This is a genomic window from Sorangium sp. So ce887 (assembly GCF_051521455.1).
Classification (GTDB): Bacteria; Myxococcota_A; Polyangia; order Polyangiales; family Polyangiaceae; genus Sorangium.
This window is the reverse complement of record NZ_CP150354.1, coordinates 3,543,787-3,558,373: the sequence shown is the minus strand read 5'-3', so window position 1 is coordinate 3,558,373 and position 14,587 is coordinate 3,543,787. Positions and strand designations below refer to the sequence as shown.

Sequence of the window (14,587 nt, the reverse complement as noted above, 5' to 3'; positions counted from 1 at the left end):
CCCACGGCGTCATGCCCACTGCGAGAGGACGGACGCGGCCACGCGTCGCACCTCCGGATCCGGATCGGCCCGCGAGGTGAGCTCGACCGCCGCGAAGCCCTCCCGCGTGGCCACCGCGGCGAGCGTCGTGGCCGCCGCCTTCCGCGCCGGCGCGTGCGGCAGCCGGAGCGCCTCGAGGAGCGCCGTGTGCGCCGCCGGCAGCCGCATCCGCGCGAGCGCCGCGGTCAGGACGGGCGCGAGCTCGTCGTCCGCCGCCGCGAGCGCGTCGAGGATGCCCTCGATGCGCCCCGGCACCGGCGTGGACAGCGCAGCGGGGAGCGGTCCCTGGGCCTGCGAGGCGACGAGCAGCGCGATGAGGCTCCTCGTCGCGTCGACCCCGGGCCGCCCCGCGATGAAGCTGGTCGCCGCCGCGCGCACGCTCTCGTCGGGGTCGCCCGCCGCGCGCACGAGCGCCGGCAGGACCTCGGGCGACGAGAAGCCGGAGACCGCCGAGACCGCGACGAGCCGGGTCGCCACGTCCGGGGACGAGAGCGCGCCGAGCAAGGTCGGCAGCGACGCCTCCCGCCCGGCGATGCCGAGCCCGATCAGCGCCGAGCGCCGCATGTCCGTGTCGCTGGCCTGGGCGGCCTGCTCCAGCGCCGCGAGCGCGAGGTCGCCCTTGATCGCCGACAGCGCCTCGATCGCCGCCACGCGCACCTGGCCGCTCTCGTCCCGGAGCCGCTCGGCGATGAGCCCGGCCGCCGCCTCCCACCCGAGCTTTCCCAGCGACTGGCACGCGTAGTAGCGGACCCACGCGTCGTCGTCGCGGAGCCCCACGAGGAGCGCCTCGACGACGCGCGGCGCCCGCTGCGACTGCCCGAGCGCCCGCATCGCCACCGCCCGGACCCGCTCCGAGGCGTCGGCGGCGAGCACGACGAGCGCCTCGATCGCCTCCGGCTGCGCGAAGGACGCGAGGCCGTGGATCGCCCGCTCGCGCGCCCGCAGATCGGGATCGCGGAGGCCGTCGAGGAAGATCGGCAGCGCCGAGGGGGGCGCGAAATAGCCGAGGATCCGCAGCGCCGTCCGCCGCGCGGCCGGGGTCCCCTCGCGGGCCGCGGCGAGCGCGAGCGCCTCGACGTCGGGGCCGCCCAGGCACTGGATCGCGGTCGTCGCGGCGTGGACCACGCGGGGGTTCGGGTCGTCGAGGAGCTGGAACAGCGCGCGCGCCGAGCCGGGCTCCGAGATGCGCGCGAGCGCGTCGCACGCCGCCGCGCGGACCTCCGGGTCCGGATCCGCGAGGCACTGCTCCACGTCACCCGCGGCCGCGACGCCCCGGACGAGCGGCAGGAGCAGGAGCCTGCGGGAGCTGTCGCCGTCGCGCAGCGCCGCGAGCACCCGGGAGTCCGCGCTCCGGGAGAGCTGGAAGAGCGCGTCCGCCGCGGCGCTCGCGACGGGGGGCTCGGCGTCGAGCAGGCGCGTCAGATCGAGCAGGACGTCCTCGCCCCCGATCGCGCCGAGCACGCTGCAGATGACGGCCTGCTCGGCCGGATCCGCCCCCGCGAGGCTCTGCGAGAGCCGCCGCGCCGCGCCGGGCGCCGGCGCCTCGGCCCGGAGCGCCTCGTCGACCGGCGCGGCCGTCCCGTAGCGCTCGCGGTACCGCTCGCGCAGCTCGGCGAGCGCCACCGCCGCGACGCGCGCGACCGCGTCGCTCGGGCGCCCGAGGAGGCGCATCAGCGGCGCCACGGCGCTCCGGCTGCAGGTGCGGCCGAGCGCCCGCGCCGCCTCGAGCAGGTAACGCGGATCGTCCAGGAGAGCCACAAGCGGTCCGATCGCGCGCGGGTCGCCGCTCCGGCCCAGCACGTCGATCGCCGGAAAGATACGGAAGAAATTTCCGCTGGTGACGGCCCCCACGAGCGCGTCGACCGCCGACCTGCCGCCGACGCGGCCGAGCGCCTCGATCGCGGCGACCGCCACGTTGTCGTCGGCGTGCGACGTGAGCTCCGCGAGCCGGGAGACCGCCTTCGCGCTGCTGCGGCGCCCGAGGACCTGCGCCGCGTCGGCGACGATCGCCGGGCGAGGGTCCCGCGTCAGCGCGAGCACGGCGTCGTCGACGTCGCCGAGCGACGCGACGAGCGCGTCGACCGCGGCGGCGATGCGCGTCTCGCTGTCGCGCCGCGCGGAGAGGCACGCGCAGAGCGGCGCCACCGCCGCGTCGCCGAGCGCGGCGAGCGACGCGACGACCGCACGCCGCACGGTCCAGCTCGGATCCCCGAGCATCTCGACGAGCGACGGCACCCCCGGCGTCCCGGAGGCGGCGAGCCGATCCACCTGATCGACGCGCCGCCGCTCCGCCTCCGAGACCGCGAGCGCGGGCCGCCGAGAGATCACGAGGTCTCCGGCGCGGCGTGGGGCTGCCTTCCGTTCGCCCTGAGGTGCGCGATCGCGGCGGCGACGCCCGCGACCGCGTCCACGTGCTCGGCGCTCGCGTGCCGGATCCTGCCGACCTGCTCGAGCACGTGGCCGGCGTCGGCCGCGACCGCGCCGGATTCCCTCGCCTGCCTCGCCGCGGCGGCGACGATCTCCCGGACCGGGTCGCGCAGGCGGGCGAGCGACGCGGCGTGCTGCTCGCTCCGGGCCGAGAGCTCGGCGGCCCCCTTGGCGATGCCCTGGAGCGACGACGCGTGCCGGCTCGCGCCCGACGCGAGCGCCGCGACGGACTCCGCCTGATCGGCCACCGCCCGCGCCGTCTGCTTGGCGATCCGGCGCACGGACTCCCCCTCCTTCGCGAGGGACGCCGTCGCTTTGCTCTGATCCGCCGTGGCGGCGGTCACCGTCGCCGCGAGCCGCGCGACCTGGCGGGCGGACGCCTCCAGCTGCTTCGCGGCCCGCGCCTGCTCGCCGCTCCCCCGCGCCGACTGGACCGACAGCTTCCGGATGTCATCCATGGCGCGCGACACCTCGGTCGCGCCGCCGGCCTGCTCGGCGAGGCCGGCGACCATCCGCTGCGACGCGCCCGAGACCTCCTGCGTGAGCGCCGTGATCCCGGCCAGGGCGCGGGTCTGCTCGACCATGGCGGTGCTGGTCTGATGGGTCAGCGCGCGCATCTGCGCGGCGACCTTCGCGAGCTGGGACGCCCCCGTGGCCTGCTCCTCCATCGCCCGCGACACCCGCTCGGCGCTCGACGTGAGCTGCGCGTTCACCTTCACGGCGTCGCGCAGCGCGCGCGCCTGCTCGGCGGTCGCCTCCTTCGTCTGCCGGGCCATGCGCCGCATCTCGGAGCTCGCCTGCGCGAGCGCCTGGACCGCCTTGGTCTGCTCGGCCGCGGAGCGCGCGACCGCCCTGCCCTCCTCGCTCATGCGCGACGCGGTCTGGGTGAGAGAGCCCACCGCCTGCACCTGATCGGCGTTCGCCCGGTCGATCTCGCGGATCGAGCGGCCGAGCTCCTCGACCCCCTGCAGGATGGACGCGAGCGCCCGCTCGGCGTCGCCCGCGAGCCGGGTCCCCTCGTCGGCCACCTTCACGCCCTCGGTCGAGGCGGCCACCGCCTCGCGGGCGCTCGACTGGAGCGCGCGGACGATCTTGGCGATCTCGGCGCTCGAGACGGCCGCGCGGTCCGCGAGGTTCCTGATCTCCTCGGCGACGACGGCGAAGCCCCGGCCGTGCTCCCCTGCCCGCGCGGCCTCGATGCTCGCGTTGAGCGACAGGAGGTTCGTGCGGTCGGCGATCAGGTTGATCGTCTGGACGATGTCGCCGATCTCCTCGGCCCGCTTGCCCATCTCCTTCATGACCGCCGCGGAGTCGGCCATCGCCTGCCGGATGCTCCCGAGGCCGGCGATGGACCTGCCCACCGTCGCGGCGCCCTGGCGCGCGGTCGCGACCCCCTGCTCGGCGGTCGTGCGCGCGGTCTCGACGATGGCGACGATCCGCCGCGTGGAGGCCTCGACCTGCGACGAGGCGGCGGCGTTGCCGGCCGCGAGCCCGCTGATCTGCTCGGCGCTCTGCGAGACCTGCTGCGCGGTCCGCGCGAGCTCCTCGGCGGCGACCGCGTTGGCCTCGATGGTCGCCGCGTTCTTCTCGGCCGTGGCCGCGACCTCCTCGACCGAGCTCGCGATCTCGGTGATCGTGCTCGCGGTCAGCGCGGCGCTCGCGTCGAGCGCCTTGGCGCTCTCCGCCACCCCGCGGATCGATCGCGCCATCTGCTCGGCGGTCGCGGCGGTCTCCTCGACCGCGCTCGCCATCTCGATGGCGTCCTGCGCGACGCGGTCGAGGGAGCCGCTCACGCCCGCGACGGTGCCGGCCATGGTCGAGATTTGCGCCCCGACCGCCCTGGCGTCGGCCGAGAGGCGCGCGACGCCCTTCGACATCTCCTCGATGGTGGCCCCGATCTCCTCGATCGCCGCGGCGCTGCTCTCGCCGCGGGCCGCCGCCTCGTCGGCGGCCCCGCTCGTCACCGAGACGGAGCCGAGGAGCTCCTCGCTGGAGGACGCGAGCTCCTCGACGCTGGCGCTCACCGCCTTCACCGAACGGGCGAGCTCCTCGAGCGCCGCCGCCGTCGTCTCCGCGGAGCCGGCGAGCGCGTCGGCGTCGCCCTTCACGCCGGCGAACGCGGGGGCGAGCGCGCCGAGGCCGCTCGTCATCACCTCGGACCCCTGCGCGACCTCGGCGACGGCATCGCTGATCCGCTGCCCCGATCGGGCGAGCGCCTGCGCCGCCGCCCCCGCCTCCTCGAGCTCGCCGGCGAGCGCCCCCGCCGCGGCGCCCTGCTGCCTGCCGGAGGTGGCGTGCTCGGCGCCGACGGCGGCGAGCCGCGCGGCAGCCTGCTCGGCGCCGGCCACGGCCGTGACCGCCTGACGGAACGAGTGCTCGGTCTGCTCTGCCCGCGCGAGCGCTCCGTCGATGTCCGCGATTGCATCAACTGCCATGATCCTGCTCCTCACCGATGATCCTGCCGACGTCGACGAGCATGACGAGCCGCTTCCCGAGCTTCGCGACCGCCCTCACGAACCCGGCGCTCTCCTCCGCCATGACCTCGGGGGGCATCCGCAGCTCGTCGGCGCCGATGTTGACGACCTCCCGCGCGCTGTCCACCAGGAGGCCCACGGTGCGGCCGCCGCTCTGGACGACGATGACCCGCGAGTCCAGCGTGGGCTCCACGGTCGGGAGCCCGAAGCGGGCGCGCAGATCCACGACCGGCACGACGCGGCCCCGGATCTGGATGAGGCCGCCGACGTACGGCCGCGTCCCCGGCACCCGGGTCGCCCCGGTGAACGACTCCATGTGGAGCACGTCCGCCGCGGAGATCGCGTACTCGGTGTCCGCCACCTTCAGGACCACGTGCAGGTCGTTCATGAGGCCACCCGGACGAGGCCGGCGCGGCCGCCGTGGCCGGAGGAGAGCCTGCCGCTGAGGTTCACGAGATCGAGGACGAGCGTGGGGCGCCCGTCGCCGAGATCGGTCGAGCCGCACACGCCCGGCACCTTGACGAGCGGGTCCTCGAGCGGCCGCACGACCACCTCCTGCTGGCCGAGCACGCGGGTCACGCCGAACGCGAAGGGCGCGCCGTTGCGCCGCACGACGAGCGCCCTGCTCGCCGACGAGGCCCCGAGCTCGAAGAGCGCGGCGAGGTCGACGAGCGGCACGACCTCGCCGCGGCGCTCGATCAGCTCGGTGCCGCCCCGGGCGCGGCCCGCGGCAGGCCCCCGGTCGCGGCCCGCGGCGGGCAGCTCCGCCCCGCCCCGGGTCGCGCCGGCGACCGGGCCGCGGAAGATGCGGGCCACGTCGATCTCCAGGACTTCCTCCACGCCGGCGACGGGCGTCACGAACGGCTGGCCTCCGCACAGGAAAGAGAAGGCGTCCACGATGGTCAACGTGAGCGGGACCCGCAGGATGAAGGTCGTGCCGGCGCCGCGCGCCGTGCTCACGGAGAGCTCGCCGCCGAGCTGCTCCACGGCGATGCGCCGCACGATGTCCATCCCGAGGCCGCGGCCGCTGGTCTTCGTCGCCTGGTCGAGCGTCGACAGCCCGGGCAAGGTGATGAGATCGAGCAGGGCCGCGTCGCCGTCGGGCGCGGGGCGGCCGGCCCGCGCCGCCACCCGCGCGCGGTCGATGCCGCGCCCGTCGTCGGCGACGCTGAGCTCGAGCTGGTTGTTGGAGCGCTCGAAGCAGGAGACCCGGACGACGCCCTCCTCGGGCTTGCCCAGCCGCCGCCGCTCGGCGGGCGGCTCGATCGCGTGATCGACCGCGTTGCGGAGCAGGTGCACGATCGCCGGGAAGATGCGCTCCGCGACCGCCTTGTCGAGCTCCGCCTTGCCCGCGTCGATCTCGATCCGGACCTGCTTGCCCGTCGCGCGGCCGAGGCCGCGGACCACGAGCGGCACGCGCTCGAGGAGCTCCGTCACCGAGATCATGCGCGCGCGCATGATGGCGCCGCGCAGGTCGCGCAGCTGGCGGTCGTGCTCGCGCAGGATCTCGGCGAGGTCGCGGGTGTCCACCCCGCGGGCGCGCAGCTCCGCGGCCGCCCGGGCGAGCCGGAACCGCGTGACGACGAGCGCCGACAGCTTGTCGAGCGCGTCGTCGAGGCGCGCCACCTCGACGCGGACGACGCCGCGGAGCTGGGGCTCCCGGTCCGCCGGATCGTCCGGATCGTCCGCCGTGAGGGCAGCGACGGCCAGCGGGACGGGGGGCTCCACCGTGAGCGCGCGGACGCCATCGGCGCCCGCCGCCCGCGCGAGCTCCTCGTCGGTCGCGCTCGTGAGGACGAGGAGCGCGAAGGTGATGCCGCCCGGGGCCCTGTCGCTGGCCGGGACCGAGAGCGGGACGACCTTGACGATCTCGGCGAGCTTGCCGACGCGCTCGCGGACGGTCGTGATGTTCATCCCCTCGGCCGTGCGCGCCGGCGACGGGGTGAAATCGACCCGCAGCGCGCGCCGCCCGCCGGCCACGCCCTGCGCGAGCTGCACCCGCTCGCCGGGCCCGAGCTTCGCGAGGATCTCGGGATCGGCGCTGATCGTCGGCCCGGGGGGCGACGGCGAGGCGGCGAGATCGAGCGCGGAGAGCGCGTCGAGGAGCGCGGGCGCCGCGGGCGGCACCGGCTGCTTGCCGGCGAGGGCGCGGGTCCGCTCCTCGATGGCCCTGAGTCCGCGGAGCAGCACCTCGATCGACGACGAGGAGAGGCTCCCGGCCGCCCTGTCCGCCGCCCGGAGCACGGTCTCCATCGCGTGGGCGATGTCCACGATCGGCTCCACGCCGACCATGGCGGAGAGGCCCTTGATGGTGTGAAGAGATCGGAAGAGCTCGCGGATCGCCCTGGGGTTCGACTCCCCGGAGCGGAGGGCCGCCTCGACGGCGAGGAGGTTCGCGGTGGACGCGGAGAGGTGCTCTTCCACCTCGACGAGGTAGCCGGCCACGAACTCGTTTACATCGAGCGCGTCGCTCATCCGGTGCTCGCGACGCCCTCCCCCAGGAGCGCTCGCACGCTGGCCAGGATGGCGTCGGGAGTGAAGGGCTTCGTCATGAAGTCCGAGGCCCCCGCGCCGAGCGCGCGGGCCCGGGACTCCTCATCACCCCGGGTGGTCACCACCAGAATCGGCAGGCTCCGCAGCTTGTCCTGGCCCCGGATGAACTCGATGACCTCGAGTCCCCCGATATCGGGCATGTTCAGGTCGAGCACCACGAGATCGAACGGCCTCAGCGATAGCGTCTCAATCGCCTCGAGCCCGCTCGCCGCGTGCGCGAACCTGTACTGCTCGGCCCGCAGGCAGGCCACGACCATCTCACGCATCACCCTGCTGTCATCGACGACGAGGATCTCTGCCACAGCGGTACTCGGCCGAGGGAATAGCTGGCATGCCCGCTGGGTGTCAATTGCCCACCGGAGCAAACCCGAGCGAATCAGGGAATTCCTGTCGGATCGGACCCGAGCGCCGCGATCGAGGCGCGGCGGAGACGCGCTCGTCCGGCGGCGCGTCCGGCCGGCGCCGGGGGTGGAAGGGCGCGTTCGCGGGCGGCGCGCGGCGCGCGGCGGGAGCGGAACGTAGCAGAACGCGACAGCACGCATTTCAGCGCATCGTGCTTGCGTCGCCGCAGGCGCTCGATCAGATGAGATTGGGCGGTAGCGACGCTTGGAGAGCCAATGCCTCTCCGCGCCCCGGTTCAATCCGGAGAGCGGCTCCTCGCGGGAGGAGGAGTCTCACGGCCCCTGCTGCTCCTGGAGAACGATGAATCGGCCGACAACGATGGATTCCGTGCTCGCCGACGCGACGCGCGAAGCGAACGCCACGCCGCGGCGCCACGCGGCTCCGGCCGCGCGAGGCGCCCGGGACGGGGGCGCGGAGCCGCCTCCGAGCGAGCGCGCGCCGCGCGCGGTCGTGTGGATCCTCGACGACTCGCCGCTGGAGGCCGAGATGGCGGCGTGCTCGCTCGCGGCCGGGTACGAGGTCCAGCTCTTCACGGACGCCGCGGTGATGCTGGAGCGCGTGACGGGGAGCGATCTCCCGGACGTCCTCGTGCTCGACCAGGTGATGCCGGGCATGTCGGGCACCGAGATCTGCGGCCTGCTCCGGTCGCGCCCCGCCACGGTCGGGCTCCCGATCCTCATCTTGACCGTGGCCGGGCACGAGCAGGACCTCGTCGAGGGGCTCACCGCGGGCGCCGACGACTACGTGGTCAAGCCCTGCCCCGCGGCCGCCTTGTCGGCGCGCGTCGGTGCGCTCCTCCGCTCGAAGCGGCTCCGCGAGCGGGCCGAGCGCGCCGAGCGGATCGCGGCGGTGGAGCGCGATCTGCTGCGCGCGCTCATCGAGCAGAGCGGCGACGGCATCATGGCGACGGACGAGCGCGGGGCGCTGCGCATCTGCAACGTGGAGGCCCAGCGGCAGCACGGCGTGTACGCGCGCGACGCGAGCGCCGCGATCGAGGCGCTCCGGGCGAACGGGCTGCTCGCGCTGGACGGCCGGTCGCTGCGGCCCGACGAGGACCCGCTCTACCGCGCGATCCGGGGCGAGAAGGTCGAGAACGCGCGCTGGCTCGTGACGCGCCCGGACGGCTCGATCCGCGCGCTCGCCGGGACCGCGTCGCCGCTGCGGCACGCCGACGGATCGCCGGCCGGCGCCGTGCTGATCACGCGCGACGAGACCGACGCGCTCGAGGCGGAGCGGGCGCTCCGGGACAGCGAGGAGCGCTATCGCGTGATCATCAGCGCGCTCGAGGAGGGCATCACGCTCCAGGACGAGCGCGGGGTCATCCGCACCGCGAACGCGAGCGCCGAGCGGATCCTCGGGCGGCCTCTGGCGCAGCTCGTCGGGTCGACGCTGCTGGATCCGTCGAGCAAGATCGTGCGCGAGGACGGCTCGCTGTTCCCGTTCGAGATGTACCCCGCGCAGGTCGCGCTCCGGACCGGCGCGCCCCAGTCGGCCGTCCTGCTCCGCATGGAGCGGCAGGACGGCTCGGACCTGTGGCTGTCGGTGAACGCGCAGCCGCTCCGCAGCTCGGACGGCGCGGTGGTGGGCGTCGTCTCGTCGTTCTTCGACATCACCGCGCGCAAGCGCGCCGAGGAGGAGCGGCAGGGCCTGCTCGCCGCGGCGCAGGTGGCGAGGCAGGAGGCCGAGGCCGCGAGCCACCTGAAGGACGAGTTCCTGGCGACGATGAGCCACGAGCTTCGCACGCCGCTCACGGCGGTCCTCGGCTGGATCCGGATGCTGCGTACCGGCAAGCTCGCCGAGGATCGTCGCGAGAAGGCGCTGGAGACGGTGGAGCGCAACGCGCTGGCGCAGGCGCAGCTGATCGACGATCTGCTCGACATCTCGCGCATCATGGCCGGCAAGCTCCGGCTGGAGGTCCAGCCGATGGATCTCGTGGCGGTGATCGACGCCGCGCTCGAGGTGGTGCGCCCGGCCGCCGACGCCAAGGGGGTGCGGCTGGAGCCGCTCCTCGATCCCGGGGTGGGCCCTGTCGCGGGGGACGCGGGCCGGCTGCAGCAGGTCATCTGGAACCTCCTCAGCAACGCGGTGAAGTTCACGTCGCGGGGCGGGGTCGTGCGCATCCGGCTCGACCGCTCCGAGGCGTCGGCCGAGATCGTCGTGTCCGACACCGGTCAGGGCATCGATCCTGCGTTCTTGCCCTTCGTGTTCGAGCAGTTCCGGCAGGCCGAGAGCGGCACCACCCGCAAGCACGGGGGGCTGGGCCTCGGGCTCACGATCGTGAAGAGCCTCGTGGAGATGCACGGCGGCACGGTCCAGGCGCTGAGCGACGGGGAGGTGCGGGGCGCGACGTTCATCGTCCGGCTGCCGCTCGCGGTGGTGCCGAGCCACGCCCGGGATCGCCGGATGATGTCGCTGCCGGGCACCTCCGGCGGGAGCGATCGTCCTCCGGAGATCGAGGGGCTGAACGTGCTCATCGTGGACGATGAGGACGACACGCGCGAGCTCCTCGTCACGATGCTGGAGCAGTGCGGCGCGCACGTGACGGCCGTGGCGTCGACCGCCGAGGCGCTGCTCGCGCTCAAGGCGCTGCGGCCCGACGTGCTCGTGTCGGACATCGCCATGCCCGGCGAGGACGGCTACGCGCTGATCCGCAAGATCCGCGCGTTCCCGGCGAGCAGCGGGGGGCGGACCCCGGCGATCGCGCTCACCGCCTATGCGCGCACGGAGGACCGCATGCGCGCCCTGCGGGCCGGGTTCAACACCCATGTCCCCAAGCCCATCGAGACGGCGGAGCTGCTCGCGGTGCTCGCGAACATCGCCGGATCGCGGGGGGAATCCTGATATGCCCCTCGACCCCACGCCGGCCTTCCGCGGTCCTGCCGAGCGGATCTCCCGCCCGGTCGGCCTTCCAGGCGCTGGCGGCTCAGTCTCTCCGGCAGCTCCGCTCGATGGTGTCCATCAGCTTCAGGACATCGAACGGCTTGCTGATCACCGCGTCCGCGTCGATGCCGGCGCGGTCCGTCCCGCCGCGCGCGGTCATCACCACGATGGGCATCGAGGCGAGCATCGGGTCGCTCTTCTGCTCGGCCCGGAACTGGAACCCGTCCATGACTGGCATCATCAGGTCGAGCAGGACCAGCGAGATCGACGACGGATCGTCCCGCAGATACTCCAGGGCCTCACGCCCGTTCGCGACCGACGCGACCCCATAGCCCTCGTCTTCCAGGAGCTCGCTCAATGTCCGGCGGATCGCGGCGTCGTCATCGACGATCAAGATGCGCTTGCTGGGGCGGCTCATCGTCATGCGCAGTCGCTCTCTTCCCGAAGCACCAGGGTCCAGCGGCGCTGCGCCCGCGGGCGGGCCCGCGAAGCCCGCTCGCGAAGGTCGCCTCAGCCGATCCCCGAGTCCGGCCGGTCCCGCGGGCCCGAGGCGCCAGGGCCGGCCAGCGGCAAGGTGACCTTGAAGGTCGAGCCCTCGCCCGGGACCGAGCTCACCTCGATCGAGCCGTCCAGCGCTTCGACCAGCTGCTTCGTGATGTAAAGACCCATTCCCAGACCGCCATAGTGCCGCGCCGACACGGCCCGCTCGAACCGCCCGAAGATCCGCCCGAGGTGCTCGGGCGCGATCCCGATACCGTGATCCGCAATCGTGAACGTGGCAATCGAATCCGTCGAGGTGACGGCGATCTCGAGGGGTTTGCCCTGACCATACTTGAGCGCGTTCGAGACGAGGTTGTCGACGACCTGCTCGAGCCGCAGCCGATCCCAGTTGCCGGCGGCGTCGTCGTCCGCGTTCACCGTGACCCGGGAGCCCGACTCCGCGATCTCGCCGCCCTCGTGGAAGCGGGACACCACCTGCCGGACGATCTCGGACAGCCGGACGGGCTCCAGCTCGAGGGCGATGCGCCCCGCGGAGATGCGGGAGATGTCGAGCAGGTTGTCGACGAGCCGCCTCAGCCGCTCGCCCTGACGGCGAACGAGCCCGAGCCGGTCCGTGAGCCACGCGAGGCGCTCCTTGTCGGGGCACAGCTCCGGCGCCCGGCGCGTCAGGATCTGGATCTGCAGCGAGAGCGGGGTGAGCGGCGTCTTCAGCTCGTGAGAGGCGATCGAGAGGAACTCGTCGCGCAGGGCGATCGCGCTCTGGGCGTCCTTGTACAGACGCGCGTTGTCCACGGCCAGCGCGCAGCGGCGCGCGAGCTCCTCCGCGGCCGAGAGATCCTCCCGGGTGTACCGGCGCCCGGATTGCGCGGCGATGAACGTCAGCGTCCCGAAGAGCCGCCCCCGCCGCGCCAGCGGGATGCACATGGACGAGCGCCCCCCCATGGCCTGGATCACCCGGAGGTGCTCCTCGTCATGCGCGATGGCGCGCATGTCCTCGTCCGTGAAATGCTCGATGAGCAACGACTTCCGCTCGATGAACACCCGGGTCGGCGGGTGCGCGCGGTTGCCGTCGAGCCTGGGCGTGAAGCGCTTCGCCTCCTCGGCCAGGGCGGCCTGCGCGGGATCCGCGCAGGCCACGCCCACCCGCCGGAAGGCGCCCTCCTCCTCGTCGAGCAGGTCGACGAGGCAGAAGTCGGCGAGGACGGGCACCGCGAGCTGCGCGACCCGGGCGAGCGTCGTCGGATAGTCCAGCGAATCGGCGAGCACCACGCTCGCCGCGTCCAGGAAGCGCGGCAGCTCCAGCGCGCGCTCCCGCTCCGCGGCCTCGGCCGCCCTCCGCCGCATCCGGGCCATCTCGATCTGCGTCCGGACGCGGGCGAGGAGCTCGCGCGCCGAGAACGGCTTCACCAGGTAATCGTCCGCCCCCATGTCGAGCCCCTCGACGACGGCCTCGTCGCCCGCGCGCGCGGACACGAGCACCACGGGGACCATGCTCGTCCTCGGGTCCGCCCGGAGCTCCCGGACGAGGGCCACGCCGTCGAGCCCGGGCATCATCACGTCGCTCAGCACGAGGTCCGGCGGGCGCGCCAGCGCGGCCGTGAGGGCCGCCCGCCCGTCGGAGGCCACCTCCACGCTCCACCGGGGCGCGAGGAGGTGGACGAGGTACTCGCGCATGTCCGCGTTGTCGTCGGCGACGAGGATCCGGCCCTCGCCCTCCCGCGGGCCCGGCCCCGGCGCGGCCCCGGCGCGCGCGTCCGGGCCCGCGGGCGCCGCGCCGTCGCATCCGCGCGGAGACCACTGCGACGCCTCGATCACGTGGAGGTTCGCGCTCGCCGGCGGGGGCGCGGGCCCCGCCGCGGCGGCGACGCGCTCGGGCGGCAGGTGCGCGCGGCCCCTCGGGATCGACACGGTGAACGCGCTCCCCCGCCCCGGCTCGCTCGAGGCGCGCAGGGAGCCGCCGTGCACCTGGACGAGCTCCTGGACGAGGGCGAGCCCGAGCCCGGTGCCCTCGATGCTCCGGCAGCGCGCGCCCTGCACGCGGTGGAACCGCTCGAAGATGCGCGGGAGCTCGTCCGCCGGGATCCCGGTGCCGGTATCGCGCACGCACAGCTCGACGTGGGCCGGCTGGGGCAGGAGCGAGACCACGATCTCGCCTTCGAACGTGAACTTGAAGGCGTTCGACACGAGGTTCGACACGATCTTCTCCCACTGCGCCCTGTCGACGTAGACGGGCTCCGGCAGCGGCGGGCAGTCGACGACGAGCGACAGGCCCGCGCCCTCGACAAGCGAGCGGAAGGAGCTCGCGAGCTCCGCGGTGAGCTGCGCGAGGTCGGTGAGCTCGAACGACCTCTGGAGGCGCCCCGCCTCGATGCGGGAGAAGTCGAGCAGCGTGTTGACGAGCCGGAGGAGCCGGAGGGTGCTCCGGTGCGCGGCGGCGAGGGCCTCGCCCGAGAGCGACCCCGCCGGGTGGGACAGGGCGTCCTCGACGCGCCCGAGGATGAGGGTGAGCGGGGTGCGGAACTCGTGGCTCACGTTGGCCACGAACTCCGTCTTGAGGCGATCGAGCGTCGCGAGCTCGTCCCTGTGCCGCGCCACCTCCCGCTCGAGCCGCCGCTGCTCGGTGACGTCGCGCCCCTCGGCGATCATGAAAACGACGTTGCCTCGACGGTCCTTGACGGGCTTCAGGTTGAAGTCGATGGTGATGATCTCCTCTCCCTCGCTGCCCCCGAGGATCTCCACGTCGTACCGGACGAACTCGCCGCGCGCCGCGCGCCGCACCGCGTCCTTCAGTCGCTCCTGGGCCTCCGGCGCGCCTTGCCACCAGCGGCAGTCCCAGAACGGCACTCCGTGCACTTCCCTCCGCTCCACGCCGGCGCCGCGGACCGAGGCATAGTTCGACTCCCAGTTCGTGCCGTCGGCGTCGAGCAGGCCCCAGAACTGGAAGGCGCAGTTCATCGCGACCCGCGCCGCGAGGAGCCGCATCAGCCCGGACTCGCGCCCTGAGCTCGCGCGCGTGAGCTCCTGCTTCAGGAGCTCGGTGTCCTGGAGGAGACGTTCCTCGGAGTCGTCCACGGGTCTCACGATCGTGAGGTCTTCCAGGCGTTCGATGAAGTCGCGCCCTTCCGCTCGTTCCTCGCTGCACCGCTGTTTCATCCCGTCGCTCATCACGCCTGCGGTCTCTCCGTACGCAGGAAACAACCCATCCTGAAACGCATAGTGGAGATGGAGAACCGCGCAAGGTCTGATCGGCTTGCTCCGGGCGGGCGAGCCTGTGTGGAGTTGGCCTGCGCCGAGGGGCGCGGGCGGGCGGG

At 74.1% G+C, this 14,587-nt stretch carries 8 protein-coding genes; 1 reads left to right on the top strand and 7 read right to left on the bottom strand.

Translation table 11 applies throughout. The features are described from left to right. Window positions 1-9: 9 nt before the first annotated feature. From WMF36_RS13440 to WMF36_RS13420, 5 genes are read right to left on the bottom strand one after another with little or no spacing between them, the layout of a single operon-like run. Window positions 10-2,367, bottom strand: a complete 2,358-nt coding sequence (locus tag WMF36_RS13440; RefSeq protein ID WP_437579986.1) for a HEAT repeat domain-containing protein — start codon at window positions 2,365-2,367, stop codon at window positions 10-12. Beyond that, window positions 2,364-4,901 (bottom strand): methyl-accepting chemotaxis protein, encoded by a 2,538-nt coding sequence (locus WMF36_RS13435; RefSeq protein ID WP_437579985.1) that lies wholly within the window; start codon window positions 4,899-4,901, stop codon window positions 2,364-2,366. The genes WMF36_RS13440 and WMF36_RS13435 overlap by 4 nt, the downstream gene beginning before the upstream one ends. Then, the gene (locus tag WMF36_RS13430; protein WP_437579984.1) at window positions 4,891-5,328 is read right to left on the bottom strand and encodes a chemotaxis protein CheW; all 438 of its coding nucleotides are present in this window, start codon (window positions 5,326-5,328) and stop codon (window positions 4,891-4,893) included. Before WMF36_RS13430 ends, WMF36_RS13435 begins: the two co-directional genes overlap by 11 nt. After that, window positions 5,325-7,415, bottom strand: coding sequence for a chemotaxis protein CheA (locus WMF36_RS13425; RefSeq protein WP_437579983.1), 2,091 nt, complete (start codon window positions 7,413-7,415; stop codon window positions 5,325-5,327). Before WMF36_RS13425 ends, WMF36_RS13430 begins: the two co-directional genes overlap by 4 nt. After that, the gene (locus tag WMF36_RS13420) at window positions 7,412-7,795 is read right to left on the bottom strand and encodes a response regulator transcription factor (RefSeq protein WP_437579982.1); all 384 of its coding nucleotides are present in this window, start codon (window positions 7,793-7,795) and stop codon (window positions 7,412-7,414) included. The genes WMF36_RS13425 and WMF36_RS13420 overlap by 4 nt, the downstream gene beginning before the upstream one ends. A 400-nt stretch (window positions 7,796-8,195) precedes the next feature. Between WMF36_RS13420 and WMF36_RS13415 the strand changes: the two genes are divergently transcribed. After that, window positions 8,196-10,736 (top strand): hybrid sensor histidine kinase/response regulator, encoded by a 2,541-nt coding sequence (locus WMF36_RS13415; RefSeq protein ID WP_437579981.1) that lies wholly within the window; start codon window positions 8,196-8,198, stop codon window positions 10,734-10,736. Between the two features lie 82 nt (window positions 10,737-10,818). On the opposite strand, the gene WMF36_RS13410 is transcribed toward WMF36_RS13415, so the two are convergent. Together WMF36_RS13410 and WMF36_RS13405 are read right to left on the bottom strand one after the other, a co-directional pair. Beyond that, complete coding sequence (locus tag WMF36_RS13410; RefSeq protein ID WP_437490220.1) at window positions 10,819-11,193, bottom strand: response regulator; 375 nt, start codon at window positions 11,191-11,193, stop codon at window positions 10,819-10,821. Between the two features lie 92 nt (window positions 11,194-11,285). After that, the gene (locus WMF36_RS13405) at window positions 11,286-14,429 is read right to left on the bottom strand and encodes an ATP-binding protein (RefSeq protein WP_437579980.1); all 3,144 of its coding nucleotides are present in this window, start codon (window positions 14,427-14,429) and stop codon (window positions 11,286-11,288) included. Window positions 14,430-14,587: the final 158 nt, after the last annotated feature.